This window comes from Lachnoclostridium phytofermentans (assembly GCF_000733755.1).
Lineage (GTDB): Bacteria > Bacillota > Clostridia > Lachnospirales > Lachnospiraceae > Lachnoclostridium > Lachnoclostridium phytofermentans_A.
In genome coordinates, this window is the sequence record NZ_JPOF01000001.1 from 529,144 (window position 1) to 541,323 (window position 12,180).

Here is a 12,180-nt window from a genome sequence, read left to right on the forward strand (position 1 = left end):
TATGATGTTAAAAGATGAAAAAGTTAGAAGAGTATGTTAGAAGCATTCCGGATTTTCCTGAGGAAGGAATTGTTTTTCGCGATGTAACCAGTGTTTTACAAGATAAAGATAGCTTAAAGATGTCAATCGATCAGATGCAAGAAAACCTAAAGGGACTTGATTTTGATGTAATTGTCGGTCCGGAATCCAGAGGATTTATCTTTGGTGTACCGATTGCATATAATTTAAACAAGGCGTTTATTCCAGTTCGTAAGAAGGGAAAACTACCTTGTGAGACAGTTGAGATGGAATATGCATTAGAGTATGGCACGGCTACTATTGAAATGCATAAAGATTCCATTAAGCCAGGACAAAAGGTTGTTATTATCGATGACTTAATCGCTACTGGAGGTACGATTGAGGCAATCACAAAGTTGATCGAACAATTGGGTGGAGAAGTTGTGAAGATTGTTTTCCTTATGGAATTAGAAGGTCTTAAGGGAAGAGAGAAATTAAAAGGCTATGATGTTGCTTCTGTAATAAAATATGCTGGTAAATAATAAGCATGTTGAGAGGGTGTACAAAATTACTATTTCAAGCAAATAGGGGGTGTCTTTCTTTGACAGAAAGATACTGCCCGAACGTAAGAAATAGTTTTGTACACTCTTTTTTCGTTCTATTATTTCTAAAAACGCATGAAATTGGCTATAGAACAGTCATAGAATGTCAAAAAGATTGATTTTTTCAACTTTTGTTATTATAATAAGAAGATAAAGCTTAATGGCCCCCGAAATGAAAGGAATGGTTCTTATGGAGAAATCGTTAATACAGAGTACAGACACAAACTTAGAACCGAAAAAACTTCATAATGTTAGTGTTATTCCAAATAATGACACTGCGATCAAATATCAAAAAGACCGCAAAATAGGTGTTGTTCCATCCGATTTTACGAGTCCTGAGGAGCTCTATGAGATTTTGCTTAAGACCATTCGTGCCTATCATCCATCTACTGATGTAGAAATTGTTGAGAAGGCTTATAAAATTGCGACTTTTGCACATAAAAATCAGATGCGTAAATCAGGGGAACCTTATATCATACATCCTCTTTGTGTAGCGATTATTCTTGCAGAATTAGAACTTGATAAAGAGACAATTGTCGCAGGGATTCTTCACGATGTAGTGGAGGATACTGTTTTAACCGTAGCAGAGCTGACGAAAGAGTTCGGAGAGGAAGTAGCACTGTTAGTGGATGGAGTTACGAAGTTAACGAAGTTAAATTATTCGAAGGATAAAGTGGAAATCCAAGCAGAAAATCTACGTAAGATGTTTCTTGCCATGGCAAAGGATATCCGCGTTATTTTAATAAAGTTGGCCGACAGACTTCATAATATGAGAACGATGCAGTACCAGACGCCAAAGAAACAAATAGAAAAGTCCAGAGAAACAATGGATATCTATGCTCCAATAGCACAGCGTCTTGGTATTTCTAAAATTAAAATAGAGCTGGATGATTTATCACTACAATACCTTGAGCCAGAAGTTTACGAGGAGCTGAATGAGAAGATCTCATCAAAAAAAGAAGAACGAGAAGCTTTTATTAATAGCATAGTAGAAGATGTTGGAAAACATATCAAAGAAGCAAATATTTCAGCAAAGATAGATGGTCGTGTAAAGCATTTCTTTAGTATCTATAAGAAGATGGTGAATCAAGGGAAAACCCTAGAACAAATCTATGACTTATTTGCGGTACGGATTATTGTGGAAACTGTGAAGGATTGCTATGCAGCTCTCGGAGTCATTCATGAGATGTATAAGCCGATACCGGGGCGTTTCAAAGATTACATCGCAATGCCGAAACCAAATATGTATCAGTCACTTCATACCACTTTAATTGGTCCAAATGGACAGCCATTTGAAATTCAGATTCGTACTTTTGAAATGCATCGTACTGCAGAATATGGTATTGCAGCGCATTGGAAATACAAAGAAGGTCAAGACGGTAAAAATACAAGAGATACGGAAGAAGCAAAGCTTACCTGGCTTCGCCAGATACTTGAGTGGCAAAGGGATTTATCGGATAATAAAGAGTTTTTAAGTTTGTTAAAGAATGACTTAGATTTATTTTCAGATAGTGTTTACTGTTTTACACCGACCGGAGATGTTAAAAACTTACCAGCTGGTTCTAATCCAGTAGATTTTGCTTATAGTATTCATAGTGCAGTTGGAAATAAGATGGTTGGTGCCAGAGTGAACGGAAAACTTGTACCAATTGATTATGTGATTCAAAATGGCGACCGTATTGAAATTATTACCTCTCAAAATTCAAAAGGTCCAAGTAGAGACTGGCTTAATATTGTTAAGAGTACTCAGGCAAAAAATAAGATAAATCAATGGTTTAAAACAGAATTAAAAGAAGACAATATCATCCGCGGTAAAGAGATGCTTGTTGCCTACTGCAAATCTAAGAGTATTACAATGAGTGACTTATTGAAAAATGAGTTTATGGATATTGTAATGAAGAAATATGGTTTCCGTGACTGGGAATCTGTTTATGCAGCAGTAGGACATGGTGGATTAAAAGAAGGTCAGGTAATTAATAAACTGCAAGAAGAATTTATGAAGAAGAATCGGAAAGAAATGACCGATGAAAAGGTTCTTGAAACGATTGCAGATGTGAAGTTTGACCGACCGGCAGTTATGAAATCCAAAGGTGGCATTGTAGTACAAGGAATTCATGATGTTGCAGTGCATTTTTCTAAATGCTGCTCTCCAGTACCTGGAGATGAAATAGTTGGATTCGTTACAAGAGGGCGTGGAGTTTCGATTCATCGAACCGATTGTATTAATGTGATTAACCTTCCATACGAAGATAGAGAACGACTAATTGATGCAGAGTGGAATATTCCTGCTGATAAACAAAATACAGGATTATACACTGCTGAGATTAAAATCTTTGCGAATAACCGCAATGGTGTTTTGCTTGATGTATCAAGAATCTTTACGGAAAATAAGATTGATGTTACTTCTATGACGGTAAGAACAAGTAAACAAGGAACCGCAACGATTAGTGTAGGTTTTGAAATTAATGGAGTAGAACAGTTACAATCCATTATTAGTAAGCTTCGTGGAATTGAGAGTGTAATTGACATTGAGCGTACTACCGGTTAAAAATAAGGTAAGACTTATAATAGGAGTGCGGACAAAGATCTGCAGTTATGCAGGCATTATAAATGCAATCATAAGTGCGCCATGCAAGATATGGAGGAAGTAATGAGTAAGATTAGACTTGATATGCTTACCCTTGGTAAAATTAGAACCAATTGTATTATTGTTAGTAATGAAGATACAAAGGAAGCAGTTGTATTTGACCCTGGGGATGAATGCGAACGTATAATAGAACACTTAAACCGTAATGAACTCAGTATAAAAGCTATTTTATTAACACATGGTCATTTTGATCATATTATGGCTGCACAGGAGCTTGCTTCCTTGACGAGAGTTCCAATCTATGCATATGAGTCAGAGCGTGAGCTTCTTGCAAATCCTTCGCTAAATTGTTCCTCCATCTTTGGTAAATCCTTTACCTTAGCGCCTGTAGAAAGCCTACAGGATGGAGAAAAAATTCAATTTGCTGATATTGATTTTGTAGTACTTCATACTCCTGGGCATACGAAAGGTTCGGTATGCTATTATATACCTGATGAACAGATTCTCTTAAGTGGAGATACCTTGTTTTTTGAGTCAATCGGACGTACCGATTTCCCTACTGGAAACAGTGAAGTATTAATAAAATCAGTAAGAGAAAAGTTGTTTGCCTTACCGAAGGAGGTTAAAGTATATCCTGGACATGGTTGTAGTACAAGCATTGGTTATGAGATGCTAAATAATCCATATGTGAATGAAGAGGGAAGTTTTTAATAGATGATACAGTTAATGATGATTGGGGAGGATTACGAACAGGACATAGCGCCTTTACTAAAGTCATTCTACCCCAAAGAAGAAATCAACATAATTAAATACCAAACAGAACCAGAACAAGCGCTGTCTACAGAGACAACGCATGTCTTACGGCTATTCCAAGACCGATTTGAGGTATTCTTATATGAGAAGGATAACTTAAAGAAACGAGAGGAAGAAATCTTAACGGAGTCTCCATTAACAAGGAGTATTTATCGTAATGCACTGTTACGTGTTCTTTATCGGTTCCTTTCTGAGGATACAAATCAGTCGCTCCCATGGGGAATTATGACAGGAATACGTCCAACGAAACAAGTACTTGAGAGGCTTGAGGAAGGGACGAAGGAAGAAGAAATCAAAAAGTATCTCAAAGAAGAGTATTATTGCTCCGATGAAAAGATTGCATTAAGCCTTAATGTTGCAAAGCGAGAGCATGAAATACTAAAAGATTTGAACTATCAAGAGGGATATAGTATCTACATTGGTATCCCATTTTGCCCTAGCACCTGTCACTACTGTTCGTTTACCTCTTATCCGCTGGAACGATTTGAACACCTAGTGGAGCCATATCTTATGGCGTTAACAAAAGAAATGGAATATGCATCTACTTGTATAGAGAAGCCATTAAGCACTATTTACGTCGGTGGAGGTACTCCGACAACACTTAGTGTAAAACAATTAGAGTATCTATTAACGAAAGTTGATCAGTATTTTGGCATCAATGGATTAAAGGAACTAACGGTGGAAGCAGGACGACCGGATAGTATCACAAGAGAAAAACTTGAGATATTAAAAGATTTTGGTGTATCAAGAATATCGATTAATCCACAATCCATGCGTCAAAAAACGTTAGATCTCATTGGAAGAAAGCATACGGCTACTCAGATTGAGGAAGCGTTCTACTTAGCAAGAGAGATTGGTCATGATAACATCAATATGGATATTATCATAGGTCTTAGCGGAGAAAATCCTTCCGATGTCTTATATACTCTAGACAAAATCAAGTCTATGAATCCGGATAGTTTAACGGTACACACGCTTGCCATTAAGAGAGCTGCTAGGTTAAATACGCAAAGAGAACAGTATAAAGATATGGAAGCAGTTCGGGTAAGTGACATGTTATCAGAAACGGTGTTATTTGCAAACGAAAATGATTACCATCCATATTACTTATATCGGCAAAAGAATATGGCTGAAAATCTTGAAAACGTTGGTTATGCAAGGCATGGCAAAGAAGGAATCTATAATATCTTAATCATGGAAGAAAAACAAACGATTCTGGCACTTGGCGCCGGAGGCTCTTCAAAGTTTGTATTTCATAAAGAAAACCGAATCGAACGAGTAGAAAACGTAAAAAGTGTGATGGATTATACAGAACGTATTGACGAGATGATTCAAAGAAAGAAGGATTTTCTAAGAAATTCCATAAAGGACTTATAAGAATGGGGATTTTAGGATTTTATAGAAAAGAAGAACTAAAACTTAATCAAAAAGAAGCCACTCATGCATTTGGAAATCTGACAGCACCTTCTACGACTGGGATTGCAATTATTCATGGATTAGATTATGAGGGCTTAAGTGAAGAAGAGAAAGACGAGGCAATCTCTCATGGAATACTAGTGAGTAATCTCGCGTACTCCATAGCGAAAGAACTTAAATTATCTAAAAAAACTTGTGAAGAGCTTGCAGAAGCAGGAATCGTACATGATATTGGCAAACTAAAACTTGGTGAGTATCTGTATGGTAGAGAGCTCGAGACTTTAAAGATAGAAGAGATGAAGTATATAAGGCTTCACCCCAGTTTAGGAGCTGAGATTTTAAAAGAACATCGATGCCACTCGAAGGAAGTATTAACTTCCATCTATCACCATCATGAAAACTTTGATGGCTCAGGATATCCAGACAATTTATCGGGGAAAGAAATCCCATATGGAGCAAGAATACTCCGTGTTTGCGATGTGTTTGCTGCTTTAGTAACAGAACGGCCTTATCGTTCCTCCTTTGAAATTGATACAGCGATTGAACTTATGATAGATGAAGTAAAGAATTTTGATATGGAGATTTTTTTGGCATTCTTGCGTTTTGTCCATTCCAAAGAGTTTGAACCAATACGTGATTATGTTATTTATGTAAATGATAACACTATGACCAAACCTGCAGTATAGTGTGAAATATTATAAAGGCGCCAATGCGCCAGAATGGAGGATAAGATGATTACGCAGCGCCCAAAAGGAACCCTTGATTGGTATGGGGATAATATGTATAAAAGAACATTAATTGAAGAGCTGGCAAGAAAGCTATGTAAGGCTTATAATATGAAAGAAATTATAACTCCGGTATTTGAGCATACGATTCTTTTCCAACGTGGAGTGGGAGAGACAACGGATGTTGTACAAAAAGAAATGTACACGTTTCTCGATAAAAAAGACCGTAGCATAACTCTTAAGCCTGAGGGAACTGCTGGTGCTATTCGTGCTTATTTAGAGAATAACCTATATGCAGAAAGTCAGCCAACCAAACTTTTTTATGTAACTCCAGCCTTTCGTTATGAGCAACCACAAAGCGGTAGATTACGTCAGCATCATCAGTTTGGGGTTGAATTTGTAGGTTCCAAAAGTCCTTTGGCTGAAGTGGAATTAATCACTTTAATTACCACCTTTATAAAGGAAATCGGATTAAAGAAAGCAAAGCTTCATATTAACAGTATCGGATGTAAGAATTGCAGAGCTACTTATAATGAAGCACTTCTTTCCTACTTAAGAAAACACGAAGACCGCTTATGTTCGACTTGTAAAGAACGTATGCAAAAAAATCCGCTTCGTGTAATCGATTGTAAAGAAAAAGCTTGCAAGGAAATAGTAAAAGATGCTCCTAGAACGATTGAATATTTAGATGAGGAATGTAAAAATCATTTTGAGGAACTACAAAGTCTTCTTAAGATATTAAATATTCCATATGAAATTGATACCGGTATCGTAAGGGGTCTTGATTATTATACAAAGACAGTATTTGAATTTGTAAATGAAGAAGGATTTACCTTATGTGGTGGTGGTCGCTATGATGGGTTAGTTCATGAAATTGATGAAAAGCAAGACATTCCAAGTGTTGGATTTGGTATGGGTATCGAACGTATTCTTTATTTTCTAGAGAAAGAAGAAGTGTCGTTACCACCACAGCCAGCAATCGAACTTTATGTTGGTATTCTTGGAGGAGAAGCAAAAGCATCTGCTTATCAGCTCGTGACTACACTTCGTAATGCAGGAATTATTACAGAAACAGATTACATGGATCGTTCTGTGAAAGCACAGATGAAATATGCGAATAAGATCGGTGCAAAAAATACGGTAATTCTTGGAGCAGATGAGTTGGCAAATGGAAAAGCTAACGTAAAGAATATGGAAACCGGGGAACAAACTGAGCTTCCACTAGAAGAGATAGCAGATTTTATCCTTAAGAATGCATAAGACATTATACAACATATATGCGGCTTACCGCCTAAAGGCGGATGTTTGGAAGTATAGGAAATATTTAAATTGGATACAGGAGGATTTGACATGGCAGAGTCAATGAAGGGATTACACAGAACTCATCGTTGTACAGAGCTTAACAGCAGCAATGTTGGTGAAGTTGTAACAGTGATGGGTTGGGTACAAAAGAGCAGAAATAAGGGCGGTATTATCTTTGTAGATTTAAGAGACCGTTCCGGTTTATTACAGATTATTTTTGAAGAAGGAGATACCGGAACCGAAGGATTTGAAAAAGCTTGTAAACTACGTAGTGAATTTGTTATCGCTGTGGTGGGAAAAGTGGAACATCGTTCTGGTGCTGTGAATGAAAATCTTGCAACAGGTTCCATCGAAGTTAGAGCAACTGAGTTACGTATCTTATCGGAATCAGAAACACCTCCATTTCCAATTGAAGAAGATTCAAAAACAAAAGAAGAATTACGATTAAAATATCGTTATCTTGATTTAAGAAGACCAGACTTAGTACGAAACTTAATGCTTCGTAGTAAAGTTGCCACATTAACAAGACAGTTTTTATCAGACGAGGGATTCCTTGAGATCGAGACTCCAATGTTAACAAAATCCACACCGGAAGGCGCAAGAGATTATCTTGTACCAAGCCGTGTGCATCCAGGTAATTTTTATGCGTTACCACAGTCACCACAGATTTTTAAGCAGTTATTGATGGTGAGTGGTTATGACCGTTATTTCCAGATTGTGAAATGTTTCCGTGATGAGGATCTTCGTGCTGACAGACAACCAGAATTTACTCAGATCGATATGGAACTTAGCTTTGTTGATGTAGATGATGTCATCTCTGTCAATGAGCGTTTACTACAGAAGATGTTTAAAGAAACAATTGGTATCGAGGTTTCTCTTCCAATTCAAAGAATGACTTGGAGAGAAGCAATGGATCGCTACGGTTCTGACAAACCAGATACTAGATTTGGTATGGAATTAAAGAATGTATCAGAACTAGTTAAGGATTGTGGGTTTGCAGTATTTACCGGTGCCCTAGAAAATGGCGGTTCTGTGCGTGGTATCAATGCAAATGGTCAAGGGGAGATGCCTCGTAAGAAGATTGATGCCTTGGTTGAATTTGCAAAAGGTTATGGAGCAAAAGGATTGGCTTACCTAAGCATCAATGCAGATGGAACTTATAAGTCCTCTTTCTCTAAGTTTATGACAGAAGAAGAATTATCTGCTTTAGTAGAAGCAATGGATGGTAAACCAGGTGACCTTCTGTTCTTTGCAGCAGATAAAGACAAAGTAGTTTTTGATGTACTTGGTAATCTTCGTCTTGAAATTGCTAGAAATCTTGAGCTATTAGATAAGAATACGTATAACTTCTTATGGGTAACGGAGTTCCCATTACTTGAGTACTCAGAAGAAGAAGGAAGATATACTGCAATGCACCATCCATTTACAATGCCTATGGATGAGGATCTTCCACTTCTTTTAACTGACCCAGGTAAAGTTCGTGCCAAAGCATATGATATTGTATTAAATGGTACAGAAGTAGGTGGTGGTAGTGTCCGTATCTTCCAGAATAATGTTCAGGAAAAGATGTTTGAAGTTCTTGGATTTACGAAGGAAGAAGCTTATGAGAGATTCGGATTTTTATTAAATGCATTCAAATATGGTGTTCCACCACACGCTGGTTTAGCTTATGGCTTAGATCGTCTTGTTATGTTAATGGCGAAAGAAGATTCCATCCGTGATGTAATCGCTTTCCCTAAAGTAAAAGATGCATCCTGCTTAATGACTGACGCTCCAAATGTTGTAGATAACAAACAATTAGAAGAGCTTTCCATTGCACTAGCAAAGAAAGAGATAGAAGAATAATGGGTACTGTAGAGTATACATTATTATGTTACCTTTTGATTGTTAATCTGCTAGGATTTAGTAGTATGGGAATTGATAAAAAGAGAGCTAAGGCACGAGAGTGGAGGATTAAGGAAAGTACTTTATTCTTAATAGCCTTCCTTGGAGGGAGCTTAGGCTCTCTTCTTGGTATGAAGATATTCCGGCACAAAACGAAGCATAGAAGTTTTCAGATATTAATTCCATCTTTCTTAATATTGCAAATTATAATAGGCATTATCTACATTGTGAAAATGTAAATGTTGGTAAATAAAACGTGTAGAAATGTGTCATAATTTAACAGTTAACAATTTTTTGTTTGACAATATTAGAAATCAATGGTATCATAATGGTGTTACATCTTGCCAAATGGCAGAGTGATTGTAGCAATATTATATTTTTTTTTGGAGGATTATCTCATGAACAAAGGTACTGTAAAGTGGTTTAACAATCAAAAAGGTTTCGGTTTCATCTCTGATGAGCAGGGCAACGATGTATTCGTACATTACTCAGGTCTTAACATGGACGGCTTCAAGTCTTTAGAAGAAGGACAGGAAGTTGCTTTTGAAGTTGTGCAGGGTGCTAAAGGACCTCAGGCTACTAACGTAACAAGATTATAATTCTTGATAAAGTAGCAGATAACTGATTCGTCTTGTTCTAGACATAGAACCGTTTGATTTCAGACGATTCCATGATCGTGGAATTACTTTCAGTGTACCTTTTTCTATTATATAAATGTAATATTTTATACGGAATTAGCTATATTGTAAGACAATTATGTAACGAATCTAAACCCCAAGACTTAGGTCTTGGGGTATTTTTATATATTTCTATACTTCTTTTTACTTCACAGATTTTGGAATAGATGATATAATAACTCTAGTTTTTAGAGAGAAAAGGGTCAAAGAAGTTTTATGTAAGAATTATAGAAGGGTTCGTCCCTTATGCGTATTAAGGATGCGCAGGAATGGAGGTCACTATGAAGCTATCGCAAAAACCTTTTGGCAAAACCAAACAAGGTGAGAAGGTAACATTATATACTATTACGAATGATCAGGGTATGGTTGTATCTGTTAGCGATTATGGAGCTAATATTATCAGTATCATCGTTCCTGATAAGAATGGAAAACAGGATGATATTGCTCTTGGTTATGACAATGTAAAACAATATGAAGAGAATGGGCCTGGTTATGGCTCTTTTATCGGTCGTCATGCGAATCGTATCGCTAATGCATCAGTTGTAATAAGTGGTAAAGAGTATAAATTGGAAAAGAATGATGGTAATAACAATTTACATAGCGGTAGTAAGAGTTATAACAAATACCTCTATGAGACAGAAATTTTTAAAGATAAGGATGAGGTTACGGTAGAGTTTTCTCGCCTCAGCCCAGATATGGAGCAGGGGTTACCAGGCAATCTTGATATTGTAGTATCCTATACTTTAACAAATGATAATGAATTAGTAATTGAGTATTATGGTGTGTCGGATAAGGATACGATAATTAACTTCACGAATCATTCCTATTTTAATTTGGCTGGTCATAATAGCGGAAGTATAGAAGATCATCAGGTAATGATTGATTCAGAAGAATTTACATTAACGGATGATACATTAATTCCTACTGGTGAGATTGCAAAGGTAGAAGGTACACCAATGGATTTTAGGAAATTTAAGAAAATAGGTAAAGATATTGAAGCAGATTATCAGCCACTTCGTATAGCTGGTGGGTATGATCATAATTATGTTTTAAAAACCTCAGAAGAGGAAGCTGCTAAGGTTGCAGAACTTTGGGAGGAAAAGAGTGGACGTCGTATGGAAGTTTTTACAGACGCCAAAGGTCTACAGTTGTATACAGGAAATTTTATCCTCGGAAACGAAAAAGGAAAAGAGGGTTATTGCTATCAGAAAAGAGATGGTGTTTGTTTTGAAACACAATATTATCCAAATTCTTGCAATATTAGTAGTTTTCCATCCTGTCTAAAAAAAGCAGGAGAGCCATTTGAAAGTGTTACTATTTATAAATTTTCTGTGAAGTAATAAAAAAGGGCTGTTGCATTTATAAACTGCTCACTGTCAACTTGATAGTGAGCAGTTTAGTGTGCAACGGCCTCTTTTTTTAAAGCACAGAGGTAATAATGAAATATTATTGCAAATAACATATATTATATCCTATATTATTGCAAATAACGTATATGATACCTTATTTTGTACCGTAGATACGATCACCCGCATCGCCTAAACCAGGTAAAATATAACCCTTTTCATTTAAGCACTCATCAAGTGCACCGATATAAATATCAACATCTGGATGAGCGTTTTGCAATTTTTTTAGTCCTTCTGGAGCTGCTATTAGGCACAGAAAACGAATTTTATCAATTCCACGTCTTTTTAATAAGGTGATAGCAGCAATTGCAGAACCACCAGTAGCAAGCATTGGGTCTACAACAAAGATTTCACGGTCGGGAGCGTCAGATGGTAATTTACAGAAATACTCTACAGGTTCAAGAGTTTCTTCGTTACGATATAATCCTATATGACCTACTTTTGCATTCGGTGTTAGATTAAGAATGCCGTCTGCCATATGCATTCCGGCACGTAGAATAGGAACGACACATAATTTCTTACCTTCGATTTCTTTCACGATTGTTTTAGTAAGCGGTGTCTCTACTTCCTTATCAGCAAGCGGAAGATTGCGACTTGCTTCATAATAGATAAGCATAGCCACTTCGGCTACTAAATCACGAAATTCTTTGGTAGATGTGGATTTCATTCTCATAATACCAATCTTATGTTGGATTAGAGGATGATCCATAATGCTAACATTTGACATAATGATACCTCCAGGATATTTATGCATTTTTTATGCACTTAAAC

The 12,180-nt window shown here is 36.6% G+C and carries 11 protein-coding genes; 10 read left to right on the forward strand and 1 reads right to left on the reverse strand.

Annotation, left to right across the window (positions count from 1 at the left end; all coding sequences use genetic code 11):
* Positions 1–14: 14 nt before the first annotated feature.
* The 10 genes from CC92_RS0102430 to CC92_RS0102475 all read left to right on the forward strand — a co-directional run bounded on the left by CC92_RS0102430 (position 15) and on the right by CC92_RS0102475 (position 11,343).
* On the forward strand, positions 15–539 hold the full coding sequence (locus CC92_RS0102430; RefSeq protein WP_029502013.1) for an adenine phosphoribosyltransferase: 525 nt from the start codon (positions 15–17) through the stop codon (positions 537–539).
* Between the two features lie 250 nt (positions 540–789).
* On the forward strand, positions 790–3,147 hold the full coding sequence (locus tag CC92_RS0102435) for a RelA/SpoT family protein (RefSeq protein WP_029502012.1): 2,358 nt from the start codon (positions 790–792) through the stop codon (positions 3,145–3,147).
* Positions 3,148–3,249: 102 nt separating this feature from the next.
* Entirely contained in the window at positions 3,250–3,897 is a 648-nt protein-coding gene (locus CC92_RS0102440; protein ID WP_029502011.1) for an MBL fold metallo-hydrolase, read from the forward strand.
* 3 nt (positions 3,898–3,900) lie between these two features.
* The gene (gene hemZ, locus CC92_RS0102445) at positions 3,901–5,376 is read left to right on the forward strand and encodes a coproporphyrinogen dehydrogenase HemZ (protein ID WP_029502010.1); all 1,476 of its coding nucleotides are present in this window, start codon (positions 3,901–3,903) and stop codon (positions 5,374–5,376) included.
* A gap of 2 nt (positions 5,377–5,378) precedes the next feature.
* Positions 5,379–6,101, forward strand: coding sequence for an HD-GYP domain-containing protein (locus CC92_RS20670; protein WP_029502009.1), 723 nt, complete (start codon positions 5,379–5,381; stop codon positions 6,099–6,101).
* A 45-nt stretch (positions 6,102–6,146) separates the two neighbouring features.
* Positions 6,147–7,400: a histidine--tRNA ligase gene (gene hisS, locus CC92_RS0102455; protein ID WP_029502008.1), complete on the forward strand. Its 1,254-nt coding sequence runs from the start codon at positions 6,147–6,149 to the stop codon at positions 7,398–7,400.
* A 90-nt stretch (positions 7,401–7,490) separates the two neighbouring features.
* Entirely contained in the window at positions 7,491–9,287 is a 1,797-nt protein-coding gene (gene aspS / locus CC92_RS0102460) for an aspartate--tRNA ligase (RefSeq protein ID WP_029502007.1), read from the forward strand.
* The gene (locus CC92_RS0102465; RefSeq protein WP_029502006.1) at positions 9,287–9,565 is read left to right on the forward strand and encodes a DUF1294 domain-containing protein; all 279 of its coding nucleotides are present in this window, start codon (positions 9,287–9,289) and stop codon (positions 9,563–9,565) included. The genes aspS and CC92_RS0102465 overlap by 1 nt, the downstream gene beginning before the upstream one ends.
* A 159-nt stretch (positions 9,566–9,724) precedes the next feature.
* Complete coding sequence (locus CC92_RS0102470) at positions 9,725–9,925, forward strand: cold-shock protein (RefSeq protein ID WP_029502005.1); 201 nt, start codon at positions 9,725–9,727, stop codon at positions 9,923–9,925.
* Positions 9,926–10,284: 359 nt separating this feature from the next.
* Positions 10,285–11,343 carry an aldose epimerase family protein gene (locus CC92_RS0102475; RefSeq protein WP_029502004.1) on the forward strand — a complete coding sequence of 353 codons (1,059 nt, stop codon included), beginning with the start codon at positions 10,285–10,287 and terminating at the stop codon, positions 11,341–11,343.
* A gap of 163 nt (positions 11,344–11,506) precedes the next feature.
* Here CC92_RS0102475 and upp read toward each other — a convergent pair whose 3' ends face one another.
* Complete coding sequence (gene upp, locus CC92_RS0102480) at positions 11,507–12,136, reverse strand: uracil phosphoribosyltransferase (RefSeq protein ID WP_029502003.1); 630 nt, start codon at positions 12,134–12,136, stop codon at positions 11,507–11,509.
* Positions 12,137–12,180: the final 44 nt, after the last annotated feature.

What these genes read in the sequence shown, in the direction of transcription:
- upp (WP_029502003.1), bottom strand. Translation starts at nt 12,136, where the DNA reads ATGTCAAATGTTAGCATTATGGATCATCCTCTAATCCAACATAAGATT.
- hemZ (WP_029502010.1), top strand. Translation starts at nt 3,901, where the DNA reads ATGATACAGTTAATGATGATTGGGGAGGATTACGAACAGGACATAGCG.
- CC92_RS0102435 (WP_029502012.1), top strand. Translation starts at nt 790, where the DNA reads ATGGAGAAATCGTTAATACAGAGTACAGACACAAACTTAGAACCGAAA.
- hisS (WP_029502008.1), top strand. Translation starts at nt 6,147, where the DNA reads ATGATTACGCAGCGCCCAAAAGGAACCCTTGATTGGTATGGGGATAAT.
- CC92_RS20670 (WP_029502009.1), top strand. Translation starts at nt 5,379, where the DNA reads ATGGGGATTTTAGGATTTTATAGAAAAGAAGAACTAAAACTTAATCAA.
- CC92_RS0102465 (WP_029502006.1), top strand. Translation starts at nt 9,287, where the DNA reads ATGGGTACTGTAGAGTATACATTATTATGTTACCTTTTGATTGTTAAT.
- CC92_RS0102470 (WP_029502005.1), top strand. Translation starts at nt 9,725, where the DNA reads ATGAACAAAGGTACTGTAAAGTGGTTTAACAATCAAAAAGGTTTCGGT.
- CC92_RS0102475 (WP_029502004.1), top strand. Translation starts at nt 10,285, where the DNA reads ATGAAGCTATCGCAAAAACCTTTTGGCAAAACCAAACAAGGTGAGAAG.
- aspS (WP_029502007.1), top strand. Translation starts at nt 7,491, where the DNA reads ATGGCAGAGTCAATGAAGGGATTACACAGAACTCATCGTTGTACAGAG.
- CC92_RS0102440 (WP_029502011.1), top strand. Translation starts at nt 3,250, where the DNA reads ATGAGTAAGATTAGACTTGATATGCTTACCCTTGGTAAAATTAGAACC.
- CC92_RS0102430 (WP_029502013.1), top strand. Translation starts at nt 15, where the DNA reads ATGAAAAAGTTAGAAGAGTATGTTAGAAGCATTCCGGATTTTCCTGAG.